This window comes from Psychrobacter sp. SWN149, from assembly GCF_015864565.1.
GTDB lineage: Bacteria > Pseudomonadota > Gammaproteobacteria > Pseudomonadales > Moraxellaceae > Psychrobacter.
This window is the reverse complement of the sequence record NZ_JADYWX010000001.1, coordinates 75,087-89,746: the sequence shown is the minus strand read 5'-3', so window position 1 is coordinate 89,746 and position 14,660 is coordinate 75,087. Positions and strand designations below refer to the sequence as shown.

12 protein-coding genes, 1 tRNA gene and 1 other RNA gene are annotated in these 14,660 nt (G+C 43.2%); 13 read left to right on the top strand and 1 reads right to left on the bottom strand.

Going from position 1 to position 14,660, the window contains the following annotated elements:
- Positions 1–192 precede the first annotated feature (192 nt).
- Positions 193–1,221, top strand: coding sequence for an EamA family transporter RarD (gene rarD / locus I6E86_RS00375; RefSeq protein ID WP_265090669.1), 1,029 nt, complete (start codon positions 193–195; stop codon positions 1,219–1,221).
- 98 nt (positions 1,222–1,319) lie between these two features.
- Here the strand turns inward: rarD and smpB are convergent, their stop codons facing one another.
- A complete protein-coding gene (gene smpB / locus I6E86_RS00370) occupies positions 1,320–1,796 on the bottom strand; it encodes an SsrA-binding protein SmpB (protein WP_194363663.1) in 477 nt (158 codons plus the stop codon).
- Positions 1,797–2,047: 251 nt separating this feature from the next.
- On the opposite strand from smpB, the gene coaD reads away from it, so the two are divergent.
- From coaD to I6E86_RS00310, 12 genes are all read left to right on the top strand, one after another.
- Positions 2,048–2,572 carry a pantetheine-phosphate adenylyltransferase gene (gene coaD, locus I6E86_RS00365; protein ID WP_197174595.1) on the top strand — a complete coding sequence of 175 codons (525 nt, stop codon included), beginning with the start codon at positions 2,048–2,050 and terminating at the stop codon, positions 2,570–2,572.
- A 60-nt stretch (positions 2,573–2,632) separates the two neighbouring features.
- The gene (locus I6E86_RS00360; RefSeq protein ID WP_197174594.1) at positions 2,633–2,881 is read left to right on the top strand and encodes a YfhL family 4Fe-4S dicluster ferredoxin; all 249 of its coding nucleotides are present in this window, start codon (positions 2,633–2,635) and stop codon (positions 2,879–2,881) included.
- A gap of 49 nt (positions 2,882–2,930) precedes the next feature.
- Positions 2,931–4,259 carry an adenosylmethionine--8-amino-7-oxononanoate transaminase gene (gene bioA / locus I6E86_RS00355; RefSeq protein WP_197174593.1) on the top strand — a complete coding sequence of 443 codons (1,329 nt, stop codon included), beginning with the start codon at positions 2,931–2,933 and terminating at the stop codon, positions 4,257–4,259.
- A 49-nt stretch (positions 4,260–4,308) separates the two neighbouring features.
- Entirely contained in the window at positions 4,309–5,046 is a 738-nt protein-coding gene (gene bioD / locus I6E86_RS00350) for a dethiobiotin synthase (protein WP_197174592.1), read from the top strand.
- A gap of 87 nt (positions 5,047–5,133) precedes the next feature.
- Positions 5,134–5,516: RNase P RNA component class A (rnpB, locus tag I6E86_RS00345), an RNA gene on the top strand.
- A 141-nt stretch (positions 5,517–5,657) separates the two neighbouring features.
- Positions 5,658–5,734 (top strand) — tRNA-Met (locus I6E86_RS00340).
- Between the two features lie 217 nt (positions 5,735–5,951).
- The gene (locus I6E86_RS00335; protein WP_197174591.1) at positions 5,952–6,764 is read left to right on the top strand and encodes an ABC transporter permease; all 813 of its coding nucleotides are present in this window, start codon (positions 5,952–5,954) and stop codon (positions 6,762–6,764) included.
- Positions 6,765–6,844: 80 nt separating this feature from the next.
- Complete coding sequence (locus I6E86_RS00330; protein WP_265090668.1) at positions 6,845–7,483, top strand: ABC transporter ATP-binding protein; 639 nt, start codon at positions 6,845–6,847, stop codon at positions 7,481–7,483.
- Complete coding sequence (locus I6E86_RS00325) at positions 7,452–8,567, top strand: capsule biosynthesis protein (RefSeq protein WP_197174590.1); 1,116 nt, start codon at positions 7,452–7,454, stop codon at positions 8,565–8,567. Before I6E86_RS00330 ends, I6E86_RS00325 begins: the two co-directional genes overlap by 32 nt.
- A 70-nt stretch (positions 8,568–8,637) precedes the next feature.
- Positions 8,638–10,410, top strand: coding sequence for a polysaccharide biosynthesis/export family protein (locus I6E86_RS00320; RefSeq protein ID WP_197174589.1), 1,773 nt, complete (start codon positions 8,638–8,640; stop codon positions 10,408–10,410).
- A gap of 151 nt (positions 10,411–10,561) precedes the next feature.
- Positions 10,562–13,159, top strand: a complete 2,598-nt coding sequence (locus I6E86_RS00315) for a capsular polysaccharide biosynthesis protein (protein WP_197174588.1) — start codon at positions 10,562–10,564, stop codon at positions 13,157–13,159.
- 131 nt (positions 13,160–13,290) lie between these two features.
- A complete protein-coding gene (locus tag I6E86_RS00310) occupies positions 13,291–14,523 on the top strand; it encodes a capsule biosynthesis protein (protein ID WP_227680458.1) in 1,233 nt (410 codons plus the stop codon).
- Positions 14,524–14,660 lie beyond the last annotated feature (137 nt).

Sequence of the window (14,660 nt, the reverse complement as noted above, 5' to 3'; positions counted from 1 at the left end):
ATCACTAAAAATACTAATATAATAAAATAATGATTTATATGATACCTATTTGAGATATTTATTCATCAATAAACTTATATAGAGATAATATATCAAAGCACCCTAGTAAAATAGACTATACCAATCAGAACTGCTTTAAAAAAAGAGCTAGCAATTGGTTTTTATCATCTATTAATGGCTACGGTGCTTATCATGTCTATCTCAATGCTCTCCAATGTATTCGCTAATACGCTAGCAACGACTGTTGCACGTTTGCCACTACCTGCGATTTGGACGACAGGTAGCGTACAACAACGTACATTAATATTAGGGGTGTCTTTTGCCATACTGTCCAATGTGCTATTTGGCGTACTCTATGCCTATAGTAGTTTTTTGTCGCCATTATCAGGGACGCAAGTTTTTATCTGGCGCATGCTCGCGATGTGGGCAGCGTTGGTCGGATACCTGATGGTAAGTGGACGTCTGGAATTGCACATTGATAAATTAAAAGCGCTAAAGGGCGTGAAGCAATGGGTTTGGCTGCTATTACCTACGCCAATATTCCTTAGCCAGTTTTGGTTATTTATGTGGGCGCCAGTGAATGGGCAAGGTGTGCAAACCGCGATGGGTTATTTTTTATTCCCACTCATGATGGTGGTGTTTGGCTGTGTTCTATTTGGCGAAAAACTAAGCCGCCTGCAATGGTTGGCAGTGGCATTTGCCGCAGTGGGCGTGGGTAGCGAAATTGTGCGTACGCAAAGCGTATCATGGGCAACGCTATGGGTGTGCGGTACCTATCCTGTTTATTATATTTTACGCCGACTGCAAGGTATTGGTGCGGTAACTGGACTGTTGGTTGACTTAAGCATTTTTGCACCATTTGCATTGGCTTACCTGTTCTTTTTTGCGCCCAGTAGTGTGGTCTTGGTAAGCGGTTCTGGCTTTTTTATCATGATGTTAGTAGGGCTGGGCATGTTAAGTGTCTTGGCCATGAAAACCAATGTAGACGCCAGTCAAATGTTACCTGTGAATATGTATGGCATGATGAGCTATTTAGAGCCAGCACTCTTATTTGTATTGGCCATCACCGTTTTGGGCAATCCGTTTGAATCGGCGATGATTTATAGCTACGGTCTGATTTGGTTAGGCATAGCGTGTCTGGTTGCGCATGGTGTGAAGCAACTACGTCAGGCCAATAGTCAGACAGCAACGTCTCTAGAGGAGCAAACTGATTGTCTATGAGATGTCATAGACAATAAAAAAGGACGGCTCAGTAAATATTGAGTCGTCCTTTTTCGTATTAGATTAACATTGCCCCACTGTATAGCAGACTGACGTTATTAATCTAAATGCTGCTTAAAGCCTCGCTGCTTATCACGTTCCCAGTCACGGTCTTTCAATGTTTTACGCTTATCATGCTGTTTTTTACCCAATGCTAAGCCAATTTGGCATTTCACCAGTGAGTTTTTCCAGTAGCAAGACAATGGCACACAAGCATAGCCTTTCTGGTTGATTGCGCCGGACAGTTTTTCGATTTCACGACGATTTAGAAGCAGCTTGCGGGTGCGAATACTGTCTGGACTAACGTGTGTTGAGCTGGATAGTAATGGCTGAATGTGCGCACCAAACAAGAAAGCTTCGTTATTGCGAAATATCACATAGGCTTCGGTAATCGTCATTTTGCCCGCACGAATGGCTTTTACTTCCCAGCCTTGTAGGGCAAGACCTGCCTCAAACGACTCTTCAATAAAGTATTCGTGACGTGCCTTTTTATTGGCACAAATCTGATTATCTGGTTTTTTTGATTTTTTTGACATAATCTCTCCATAAGAATCGCTAAAAGCGCAGCGTCCTTATCTAACTGATCCTACTGATTCCTCATCCTCAGCCAATCAATGGCAGGGTTTTTTATCTAAACCATAAGCGGGATGAGTCGAACTGCCTATTGTATCAAAGCCTTTGAGCAAAAGGTAAATCTGCTGTTAGGACAAATGTAGCAGATAAGTATTAAGTTTGAGTAAAATTTGCTAGCATATGGCCTACTATTATCGACGATATCAGCCACGCTATGAGCCACTCTATTTCTGCTAATTCCTCAAAACTACACACCAAAATCTTATATCCTGGGACTTTTGACCCCATTACCAATGGTCATGTGGATTTGGTCACACGCGCCACCAAGTTATTTGATGAGGTGGTGATTGCAGTTGCTTCAGGACATCACAAAAAACCTCTGTTTGATTTTGAGGAGCGCGTAGCCTTAGTGGAGACCGTATTTGCTGATTTGCCACAAGTATCAGTGGTCGGCTTTGAGGGTTTACTCGTCGACTTTATGCGTGCTCAAGGCGCTGCTGCTGTCTTGCGTGGTTTGCGCGCCATGTCAGATTTCGAGTATGAATTTCAGCTAGCTAATATGAACCGCGAGCTTGATGAAAATTTTGAAGCGGTATTTTTAACACCAGCACCGAATTATTCATTCATCTCATCGACCATGATTCGTGAAATTGCCAAACTTGGTGGCGATGTCACTAAATTTGTACCCACTTGTGTGTCTGATGCTTTTACAAAAAAACTGGTGATTCAAGATAGCTAGCCTTTTAATAGGCCGATAGCTGCAGCATATAGGCTAAAAATAAACCGTAAGGAGCCGTTCATGGCGCTACTGATTACTGATGAGTGCATCAACTGTGATGTGTGCGAGCCTGCGTGCCCCAATGAGGCTATATCAGAAGGCGACGATATTTATGTCATCGACCCTGATTTATGTACCGAATGCGTGGGACATTTTGATGAGCCACAATGCGTGGTAATTTGTCCAGTCGACTGTATCCCTCATGACCCTGATCATGTCGAGACAGGAAGTGACTTGATGTCTAAATATAAGCGCATCACAGGTCAGTAAATTCAGCACAGGCGAGTGTTGATGTTTGATATGTATTAGGAACCATAATATGACGACAGCTACTGCTCAATCGACTAGCGATTTTGATCATCAACACCTCTGGCATCCCTATGCTAGCTTGCCACCCACTTATCCAAATATCGTTATTGATCGTGCCGAAGGTATTTATATCATTACCGAAGACGGCACGCGCCTTATCGATGGCATGTCATCATGGTGGGCAAGCGTTCATGGCTACAATCATCCCAAGCTAAATGCGGCGATTATTGAACAATTGGGTAAAATGGCGCATGTGATGTTTGGCGGTTTGACCCATCAGCCTGCCATCGATTTGGGCAAAAAGCTGCTCGATATTGTACCTAAAAGCTTAGATGCTATTTTTTATGCGGACAGTGGCAGTATTGCGGTAGAAGTGGCTTTAAAAATGGCGCTGCAATATCAAGTGGCGGCCAATCGTCCAACCAAGCAGCAATTTGCCTCTACGCATTCGGGTTATTACGGTGATACCTGGCATGCCATGAGTGTGTGCGATCCTATTAATGGTATGCACAGCTTATACGGCAAGCAATTGCCAATGCAGCATTTTGTCCCAGCGCCGCCATTGGGGTTTGAGCGGGCTTTGACAGATGCTGACCGTGCTGCACTGACAACCTTTTTTAATGAGCACAGCGATAAGCTGGCAGGTTTTATTATTGAGCCGATTATTCAAGGCGCAGGTGGCATGCGCTTTTACAGTCCTGAGTATCTAAAGTTATTGCGTCAACTGTGTGACGAGCATGATGTGCTATTGATCGCGGATGAAATTGCCACTGGTTTTGGTCGTAGTGGTAAGTTATTTGCGTGTGAGTATGCTGATATCAGCCCTGATATTATGACCATTGGAAAGGCATTGACGGGTGGCTATATGACCTTTGCCGCAACGCTATGTACTCACCGTGTTGCCTATACCATTCATAACAGTGACTATCCAGCACTCATGCATGGTCCGACTTTTATGGGTAATCCATTGGCCTGCGCTGTCGCGTGTGCATCGATTGATTTGATCATGTCTTATGACATTGAAGCGCTTACTGCCAACATGCAACTGACTATGGAGCAGCAGCTGGCACCTGCCGCATTGTTAGAGGGTGTTGCTGAGGTACGTTGTTTGGGTGCAGTCGCCGTCATTGAGTTACATGACGCTGTTGAGATACCTGTCTTTCAGGCTTTGTTGATTGAGAATGGTATCTGGGTCAGACCATTTGGCAAATTGGTTTATATCATGCCGCCTTATGTCATCACCAATACTGAGCTTGTGGCTTTATGCCAGTTGCTCTTAAAAGTAGTGACAATTTATCTGGCGCAAGTGTCGGGTTCAGCTTTGAATAGTGAAGTTTAGCAAAACTCCCTGCATTACAGACCAGTCAATTTATCTTATAAGGTGAGCTATGAGTGTTCTATTTGTCTCAGGTATTGATACCGATATTGGTAAAACCTACGCCACTGGTATGATTGCAAAGGCGCTTATGCAGCAAGGTGTAAGAGTCATCACTCAAAAGTTGGTGCAAACTGGCATCAGTATTGATCCAAGTACTGGCGAGATGGGGATTGCTGAAGATATCATTATGCATCGTCAACTAATGGACATTCCACTACAGCGATGTGACCTTGATTTTACCACTTGCGCTCATCGCTATGAGAAGCCTGCATCACCGCACTTATCCACTCGATTATCGGGGGAAGTATTAGATCCTGAACTGATTACTAATGCCACCAAACGATTGCAAGCTAAGTACGACTTGGTATTACTAGAAGGTGCTGGTGGATTACTGGTACCAATAACGGAGCAGTTATTAATTTTAGATTATATTGCTATTCAAGGTTATCCAATTGTTCTGGTCACTTCTGGTCGTTTAGGTAGTATCAATCATACTTTGCTCAGTCTAGAGGCAATATCGTCGCGCGGATTGCAGGTTCATAGTGTGATTTATAATCATATCCACGATAATGCTGCTCAGACAGATGAAGAGATAGCCACTAGTACAATAAAATTTTTGCAAAGCTATCTCAGAAGCAACTCTCCACAGACACATTGGCTACAGCTACCCAATTTAAAAAATGCAACGTCTGCCACTGATAACCTGCCAGAAAATCACCATTTGACCTTACCAATAGACTTTATTTAAATAACGGTCTGATAGAGAATTTTTCAATACTAAAAATAAATCCAAAAGACGTTCGCACTCTGCCATAAGTTTGTTATACTAGCGCGCTTGGTAGACTAGGCAATCGCCGCTGCACACTGGTAACAGACATGCAGGGGAGGAAAGTCCGGGCTACATAGGGCAGCGTGCCAGCTAACGGCTGGGCAGGGTAACTTGACGACCAGTGCAGCAGAGAGTAGACCGCCTTTGACTTATGTGAGTATCGCAAGATATTCATGTCATCGGTAAGGGTGAAAGGGTGCGGTAAGAGCGCACCGCGTGGCTGGCAACAGTTCACGGCATGGTAAACTCCACGCGTAGCAAGACCAAATAGGCATCGGCATGGCGCGGCCCGCGTTCGATGCGGGTAGGTTGCTTGAGCGTACGAGCGATTGTACGCCTAGAGGAATGATTGTCCACGACAGAACCCGGCTTATCGGTTTACCAAACCTTTTTTAATGGCCTAACGTGTATCAGAAGTAAAACTATTTTTTAATAGCGCTATTTTTAATATTAGGTCAAGTTTTTTGGAAAAAGTGCTTATTAGGGGTTGACGATAGTCATCTGCTTAGGCATAATAGCCAACCTAAAATGGCGATGTAGCTCAGCTGGTTAGAGCGCATGACTCATAATCGTGAGGTCAAGAGTTCAAGTCTCTTCATCGCCACCATTTATAGGTAGCTTAGTTAGTACCGGCTAAAAAACCAATCTAAAAAGATTGGTTTTTTTTTGTCTAAAAATTGACTCAATGATAAACAAATTGCAGCAATTACTTACACATTTCTTACTAAATCATAGCCTTATCTGTTTAGCTACAGATTAATTCTTGTAACTTATGTCGCGCTTACTTATCATAGGGGCTGTTTTCGGTAAAGTCCTGTAATGCCATGTCTGTTCAATTGCCTCCTTATCGCCCTATCAAGCACCGCAGTGGCCTCAAAGTCATGGGTGCCGCCTTTCATGCATTACTCATGCGTGAGCTACAGACTCGCTTCGGCGGTTACCGCCTAGGATATTTGTGGGCACCGCTTGAAGTACTGTTTCAGGTGCTTATATTTTTAGTTATCTTTGGCGCTATCCGTGAACGCCTAGTTCCAGGTATGGATTTTTCCTTGTTCTTAGTTGCAGGAATGGTTCCTTTTAGAATGTTCCAAAAGATAGCAACAAGGGCACTAGGCGCAGTTGATGCTAATAAAGGCTTATTAATGTATCGCTCAATTAAGCACATTGATGTGATTATTGCGCGCTCCTTTTTAGAATTAGTCATATATTTTTTCACATCAATTTTACTGTTGCTAGGTTTGGCATTTTTTGATATCTATGCCAACTTAGAGAACCTGCATATAGTTTTATTTTGCTGGATAACACTATTTATATTCAGCTTTGGCGTTGCGTTGATTATGATGGTGGTTGGGTATTATGGTGGTGAAATTAGTAAGGTGATTACCATATTGTTTACGATACTGTATTTTACCTCGGGCATTATCTACCCAATTCATATAATCCCTGAGCCGTATTTTAGCTACTTACTTTATAATCCTTTCATTCATAATATCGAGCTGATAAGACATGCCTTTGCGCCTAATTATCCAGCGTATCATATTGATATCTGGTACTTTTTAAAGTGGATGTTCGTCGTGAATTTTTTGGGACTTTTGCTCTATAAGTATGCTGAACGTGACATGATCCGTTCTCGTTAGATGAGTATCAATAGCTATGAGTGATAATTTTAGGAAGGGTTGGATAAATGATTGAGATAAAAAATATTTCTAAGTCATTTATGACCAAGAAAGGGCGTCATTATTTGTTCAAAGACTTGAATCTGACCATTGGTGACAAGCAAAGTGTGGGTTTGTTAGGTCGTAATGGTGCGGGCAAATCAACCTTACTGCGCATTATTTGTGGACTTGATGAGCCTGATCATGGAGAAATCATCACCGACTCGACTATTTCCTGGCCAGTCGGGGTAGCAGGTGGTTTTCAAGGCAGTTTGACTGGTCGGCAGAATGTACGTTTTGTTTGTCGCCTTTATTCTAGTGGTCCTTATATTGATGAGAAAATTCGTTTTGTCGAAGAGTTCGCTGATATTGGCAGTTATTTTGATATGCCGGTTAAAAGCTATTCATCAGGCATGAAAGCGCGATTAACCTTCGGGTTAAGCTTGGCCTTTGATTTCGATTACTATATGCTCGATGAAGCGGGTGCCGTTGGGGACGCGGCTTTTCGTAAACGTAGTGAAGAGATTCTAGCCGCCCGCCGTGCACAAGCAGGTTTTTTAATCGTATCGCATAATATTGGTGATATCAAAAGAAACTGTGATATTGGTATTGTATTAATGGATCAAACAGCACACGTCTTTGACGATACAACAGAAGCGATTGAGGTTTATGAAAAGCATATCCACAAAGCAAAAAAGTAAGATAATTAACTTCTCGCTGTTTATCGGCTTGGTGCTCATTCCTTGGGCGCTCGTTATCTTTTACGTCATGACCCTAGCTCACCCGCGCTTTATCTCAACGGCTGATGTGGTGGTGAAGCAAGTCAGTGATGCAAGCGTACCTTCTGGTGGCGGGCTATCGGCTTTATTGGGTGTCAATAGTACCAGTAAAGAAGACGCCACCTATTTGACAGAGTACATTCTGTCAAATGACATGGTAAAGCGCCTCGATAGTAAGTTTAAATTTCGTGACGCTTATTATGTTGATGGTTCAGACCCTATCTATGAAATTGCTCCTGATGCAACGCAAGAAGATCTACTTGAGTACTTCAAAAAACGTGTTCATATTGATCTTGATGAGCAAAGTTACGTGCTGTCAGTATCAACCGAAGGTTTTGATTCAAAGTATGCATTTGAGCTGAACAAAGCCATCTTAGGTGAGTCAGAGCGTTTCGTAAACCGTATCTCACAAGAAGTTGCACGTGATCAATTGGCGTTCGCAGAAACTCAGTTAGATGAGTCACAAGAGCGTTTAAACGATGCAAAAGAGCAGTTATTAAACTATCAAAACGACAATGAGATTTATGATCCACAAGCCAATGCTCAGATCGTCAATCAATTGATTGGTAGCTTGCAGGCACAGTTAAGCTCACTACGTACCGAAGAGCGTCAATTGCTCAGCTATCTGAATCCAGATGCGCCGCAAGTGATCTCGCTCAGAAGCCAAATAAAAGCAGTTGAAGAGCAAATCACGCAAGAGCAAACCAAATTAACATCACCGAATACCACTAAACTAAACCGCCAAGCAGTACAGTTTGAAACCATTAAGGCGGATGTTGATTTTGCCACTGAGCTATATAAGCTGTCTTTGTCATCGCTTGAAAAGTCACGACTAGAAGCCTTTAAGAAAATGAAAAACTTGATTGTGATCTCAACCCCATATGAGGCTGAAGACGCAACGTATCCTCGTCAAGCATATCTTATTTGGACATCATTGGCGCTGCTGTTGATGCTATACGGTTTCGTGCGCCTTGTGATGGCAGTCGTCCGTGATCATCGCAGCTAGATTTGATCAAGCCAGTTTTGACAAACCAGACATCAGTAATGATCGATAGATCAGTAAAGGAATATAACGCATGAATACTAAACCACGTTCTATCGTGATAATGATAAGTTTGGCAATGGCCACGATTAGTATGTCTGCTGTAGCCGCGACCAGTTATGCCGATCAAATATCAGGTTCGGGTTTTGGCACTAGCAGAAATAATATGAGTCAAGACCAGAACCGCAGCAATATCAATGTATCAACGCAAGCATTTGCAGGTGGCGTACCCGGGCAGGCAACCACACAAGAGGCCGTCAATGCAGCCAGCCTTCCAAGTCAGTCAGTCATTAACACCACGCGTCCTTACCAAGACATCAACACTCAGGATATGATGTTTGGTGAGCAGCTATTTCGAGGGGCATTTTCAACGACGTCAGGCTCTACTTTTAATGATGGTTATGTTATCAACCCTGGTGACAACGTTCAGGTCAGAATGTGGGGTGCCTATCAGTACGCCGCGACGATGACCGTTGATCCGCAAGGAAATATTTTCTTGCCAAACGTAGGTCCAGTACGTATCTCTGGTGTCCAAAACGGCAATCTACAAAATGTCGTCAAAAGCGCGGTTAATCGTATCTATCGCTCAAACGTTGGTGTCTATGCGTCACTAGAGCAAGCGCAGCCCGTTAAGGTGTTCGTCACAGGTTTTGTTAAACAGCCAGGTTATTATGGTGGTCTAGCAGCAGACTCGGTATTGTCTTATTTAGATAGAGCAGGCGGTGTTGACCCAACACGTGGTAGCTATATCGACATTCAAATCAAACGTAACGGTCAAATGCTACAGCAGGTCAATCTTTATGATTTTCTATTAGCGGGTAAATTGCAGGCATTCTCGTTTCGTGATGGTGATGTGATTACGGTCGCACCCCAAAAGAAAACGTTTGAAGTAGGCGGGGAAGTTCAAAACGAATATACCTTTGAATTTGATGTGAACGATTTGACCATTGGTGACGTATTACAAGTCGCCAGCCCTGCGGCAAATGCAACCAATGTTAGTATTACACGCAGTGCAGGACGTGCACAAACAGCAGAATATTATTCACTCACTGAAGCACGAAACGTCCCTGTTTATAATGGTGACCAGATGGTTGTGACCTCAGATCGCTATGCGGGCACCATCGCCGTACAAGTTAAAGGTGCTCACACAGGTAATGGCGCGATGGTGGTGCCATATGGTGCGCGCCTCAAAGACATCGTTCCACAGCTGCAACCAAGTCCACTGGCAAAATTAACGAATTTGACCATTTATCGTCAGTCCGTTGCTGAACAACAAAAACGTATGATCAATGAGTCGCTTGATCGCCTAGAAGAGTTAACACTTGCTACGCAGTCAACCACACGTGAGGAAGCCGCGCTACGTCAGGATGATGCTGCTCTGGTTAAAGAGTTTGTGGCTAAAGCACGTAAAGTACAGACCGATGGCCAAATCGTCGTCGTTCCAAATTCTTGGCAAGATATTATCTTACAACAAGGTGATATCATTGAAATACCAGCGCAAACTTCTGTGATTACTGTCAATGGTCAAGTACGCGCACAAGGTGCGTTGACATTCAACCCAGATTATACGGTGGGTGATTATGTTGCCAATTCTGGTGGTTTCTCTGACAATGCAGATGTCAAAGATATCCTGATTATTCATCAAAATGGTGCCAGCCAAGTGGTTAATACCGCTTACCGTATCCAGCAAGGTGATGAGATTATGATACTACCAAAAGTCAAAACCAAGCGTGTAGAGATTGCTCGTGGCTTGTCTCAGATTGTGTATCAGTTAGCCATCGCTGCTAAAGTGGTGCTAGATTTATAAGCATTGATTTGCAGATATAACAGACTGCTGTGTGAATGATTCTAAAAGCAGGCCACTATAAAGTAGTCTATTTTCGAAACCATCACCAGCACACAATGTACCAGTAAACGACGTACCATAAAAAAAGTACCACTAATACAAGGCATTAAAAATGGCAAAAAAGGTAGCAAATGAAGACAAGGTATTGGCTTTACCTACCTCTGATAATGCGCTGCTTTTAATGCCAGACCAGTATTCATCACCAAAAAATTTAGCAGTTATTGGCAAAGGGATACGCCGTAACAATCTGTTACTACCTCAAGCATTGCAAGCGAATATTCAGCGCTGGTATCCGTGGTCAGGTGTGCAGCAACGCGTGGTTAATCGTAACCGAGCATTGCTGTCTTTATTGCCACTATCGAAAACAAAGCGTGTTGGCTCTAATAATAAACCTAACTCATTACGACCCGATGCATTTATAGGTTGGGGACACAAAAAAAGCTATCAGCGCGCCGAAAAAGCAGCTAGCAGTCAAAACCTGACTGCTTTGAGTATTGAAGATGGTTTTTTGCGGTCACTAGATTCAGGTGTCGATAGTCGTCATGGCTTGAGTGTGGTGGTTGATGATATTGGTATCTATTTTGACATGACCAGCAGCTCGCGCCTTGAGCAGTTAATCGTTACTCGAACCAAGGTCGATAGCACATCTGAGAAGCATCAGTTAGATGAGCAACATGCGCAGCAATTGATGGCACGTATCTGTACAGAAAAACTGAGCAAATATAACTCAGTGATAGCGTGCCCATTATTAGATGAGTTGATTGATAAAGAATATACAGATGTCAAAAATACCGCGTCAAAAACTCATGTGTTATTAATTGATCAAGTAATGGGTGATGCCTCTATTAAAGGGGCTGGTGCGAATAAACGTCAATTTAAGCAAATGCTAAAAACCGCGTGTCGGCAGCATCCTGATGCTTATATTTGGATTAAGGCACACCCTGCTTCAGCATCAGGATACCTCACCAGCTTATCGTTACCAAGAAACGTGAGGCTATTGTCTCAAGCACTCAATCCTATTAAATTGCTATCGCAAGTCAATCATGTCTATACCGTCAGCTCGCATATGGGTTTTGAAGCCTTAATGCTAGGCAAGACAGTGCATTGCTTTGGCGTCAGTTGGTATAGTGGTTGGGGGCTGACCGATGACAGTGGCGCACCAAAAAACCTCTTAAGAGCTGTTCAGCAACGTCGTAAAGCATTTGCCAATGAGCTAGTCAAAAATAAAAACTGTTCAAACTCCGCTTTATTCCCTAAAGCGTTTGGTCAAAAGCTTGATACGACGTTAGAGACATTATTTTATAGCGCATATATTGATTATAGCCGCTATGCAGATCCAGCGACGAAGCAACCTTGTAATATCAATACCGCCATTGATTGGCTAGTGACCAATCGATACTGGCAATCGCGGCTTGAAGGTAGCCTGACGGTGTATGAATTCAGTCGATGGAAGCTGCCCTTTGTTAAGGCATTTACGAATTTGCCACGTACGACACTGTTTATCAAACCAAAACCGCGACTAAAAAACCTGCTGCACCCAGACCATTTTCGTGTGGATTATCAACAGCCTCTACTCGTATGGGGCTTGGCCAAACGCCAAAAAATAAAATCAAAACGTCAGAATAAGCTTGTTGAGCAATCCCCAAATATGCCGGCCATATACTGTATGGAAGATGGGTTTATCCGCTCAAATGGCTTGGGTGCAACGTTATTGGCGCCATTGTCTGTTGTGATAGACACCCAAGGCATCTATTATGATGCCACTCAGCCTTCAGATTTAGAGACATTGCTACGTGATTGTCATCCGCTAAGTCCACAGCAAAGCGCGCGAGTACAAAAGCTTCGAGGAAAACTGCTCACTCAGCGGGTGAGTAAATATAATGTTGGGGGTAATATAGGTAGTTCGAAAGCCAATACTAGCAACAATACTAGTGGCCAGCGTGCCTCATGGATGCAAGAGGCAAAGGACTCTGGGAAACCTCGTATTCTGATTATCGGTCAAGTAGAAGATGATTTATCAGTACAATATTGTGGCTCAGCCATTAAGACAAATAGTGGCTTGATTGAACGTGTGCGGCAGGATAATCCTGATGCTTATCTTATTTATAAGCCTCACCCCGATGTGGAAGCTGGACTGCGCGCTGGTAAAGTGACAGAGTCTTGTCTACAGCAAGTGCAAGCGGTTGCCTATGATACGGCGATGCCTGATTGCCTAGAATGGGTTGATGAAATACATACCATCAGTTCGCTGACAGGTTTTGAAGCACTGCTTCGCGGCTTACGAGTCACTTGCTATGGCCTACCATTCTATGCAGGGTGGGGCTTAACCATTGATATAGATACACAGCTTCAGCCTAAGGCAGAGTATTTAGCCAGACGTAAACGCGAGACAGCGTTGTCTCTTGAGCAGTTACTATATGGGGCGCTGATATGCTATCCATTGTATCGCTTGCCTGATGGCTATGGACTTGCACAAGTAGAGCAAGTGATTGACTACTTGTACCCGACTCAAGATTTAGGTCAGTCAATAGATGGCCAATCAGTAAAAGGCCAAAATTTAGAGTCTGAGGCGGGAGTATCTGGTAGTGTTACTGGTTCAGCTCAATCATCCATTTCATCCAAACCAAGTGTGCGCACGCAACTAAAGCAACGATTGACCACCACTTTTATGCAGCAGCGCCATCAATGGCAACAGCGTTTACGTAGATAGCCTTGCTAGTTTGCGTTAAATTTACCGAATAAATCCTATGGGACAAGCATTAGGTTTTTCGGTATAATTATTTGTCCTTTATATAACTTTTATTTTTCAATCAATGGTAACCCAATACTATGGCAGCTTCGATGTCTCACTTGCTAACTCATCGACACGTCTTGCTGCTACAAGGAAAGATGGGCGGATTTTTTAATCGTTTTTCTGAATTTTTGCAAACCCAAGGCATTAAAGTCAGTAAAATTAATTTTAATGCGGGGGATGCTTTTTTCTATCATCATGCTGATACCTATGAGTATACGGGCACGCTGGCTCAATTCTCATCCTGGTTACAGGCTTTGATAGAAGCAAATAGTATCGACGCGATCGTTTGTTTTGGGGACTGTCGTCCACATCATACGCAAGCAGCAGGTGTCAGCGAAAAAAGAGGCACCTCATTCTTCGTGTTTGAGGAAGGGTATCTGCGCCCTGACTATATTACCTTGCAAGAGTATGGTATCAATGGCTATTCGCGCTTAAATACTGCGGATATTAAAGCGCTTAACAAAGCCAATGATAAGCCTTTATACACACACAATCGTTTTTATCGATTGAGTATCGCGGCTGTTGTTTACTATGTGATTGCATGGCTTTATAAAGGCCGTTATCCACACTATTCGCATTATCGAGGGATGACCGCATGGCAAGAAGCCATCGCTTGGCTCAAAGCACCTTGGCGCAAGTTTCGAGATTATCTGCCTGATAAACGATTACAAAATAAGCTCACCAAGCAAGAAAGTAATAATTACTTTTTAATCAGTCTGCAAGTGCATAACGATTCACAGATTACGCATCATAGTGATTATCGTGATGTGGTGCAGTTTATCGATGAGTCGATTGCCAGTTTTGCCACGTGTGCTGAGCGTGAGCAGTTATTGGTATTCAAGCACCATCCGCTCGATCGTGGTCATCGAGATTATCGAGAGTTAGTCTCTAGTCTAGCTGAGCGCTATCAAGTGAGCCATCGGGTCTTTTATGGTTGTGATATGCACTTGCCAACTTTGATGAAACATAGCATTGGCATGGTCACTATCAATAGCACCACAGGTCTACAGTCGGTCTATCATAAAAAACCGACCAAGGTTATGGGCCGTGCTATCTACGACATTCCTAAACTGACGGATCAAAAATCGTTGGATGATTTCTGGCAACATCCCAAGAGCCCAGATAACGAATTTTATTTGAGATTTCGTGAGTATCTGATAGAGCAAACTCAGATCAATGGTGCTTTTTATGGTCGGTCTCCTTGGATGTTTAAGTATCTGTCTCAAGCTGAAGACAAGACTATAGAAACAGAACTCTCTAAACCCCCTCCTCATCAGTAGCTGATAAGCACCATACTGTCTAAATTCGTGGTTTGTCAGTTGATTGGCTCACCTGTAAGGTAAATCACATCTCTGCTAACAAAATCGCCTTACTTTGCAGTAGAAAACTGCTAGAATGCTCTTTTATGTCTGCGCAT

Bases quoted from the DNA above. Each gene is read 5' to 3' on its own strand.
- rarD (WP_265090669.1), top strand. From the start codon at position 193: ATGTCTATCTCAATGCTCTCCAATGTATTCGCTAATACGCTAGCAACG.
- smpB (WP_194363663.1), bottom strand. From the start codon at position 1,796: ATGTCAAAAAAATCAAAAAAACCAGATAATCAGATTTGTGCCAATAAA.
- coaD (WP_197174595.1), top strand. From the start codon at position 2,048: ATGAGCCACTCTATTTCTGCTAATTCCTCAAAACTACACACCAAAATC.
- I6E86_RS00360 (WP_197174594.1), top strand. From the start codon at position 2,633: ATGGCGCTACTGATTACTGATGAGTGCATCAACTGTGATGTGTGCGAG.
- bioA (WP_197174593.1), top strand. From the start codon at position 2,931: ATGACGACAGCTACTGCTCAATCGACTAGCGATTTTGATCATCAACAC.
- bioD (WP_197174592.1), top strand. From the start codon at position 4,309: ATGAGTGTTCTATTTGTCTCAGGTATTGATACCGATATTGGTAAAACC.
- I6E86_RS00335 (WP_197174591.1), top strand. From the start codon at position 5,952: ATGTCTGTTCAATTGCCTCCTTATCGCCCTATCAAGCACCGCAGTGGC.
- I6E86_RS00330 (WP_265090668.1), top strand. From the start codon at position 6,845: ATGACCAAGAAAGGGCGTCATTATTTGTTCAAAGACTTGAATCTGACC.
- I6E86_RS00325 (WP_197174590.1), top strand. From the start codon at position 7,452: ATGAAAAGCATATCCACAAAGCAAAAAAGTAAGATAATTAACTTCTCG.
- I6E86_RS00320 (WP_197174589.1), top strand. From the start codon at position 8,638: ATGAATACTAAACCACGTTCTATCGTGATAATGATAAGTTTGGCAATG.
- I6E86_RS00315 (WP_197174588.1), top strand. From the start codon at position 10,562: ATGGCAAAAAAGGTAGCAAATGAAGACAAGGTATTGGCTTTACCTACC.
- I6E86_RS00310 (WP_227680458.1), top strand. From the start codon at position 13,291: ATGTCTCACTTGCTAACTCATCGACACGTCTTGCTGCTACAAGGAAAG.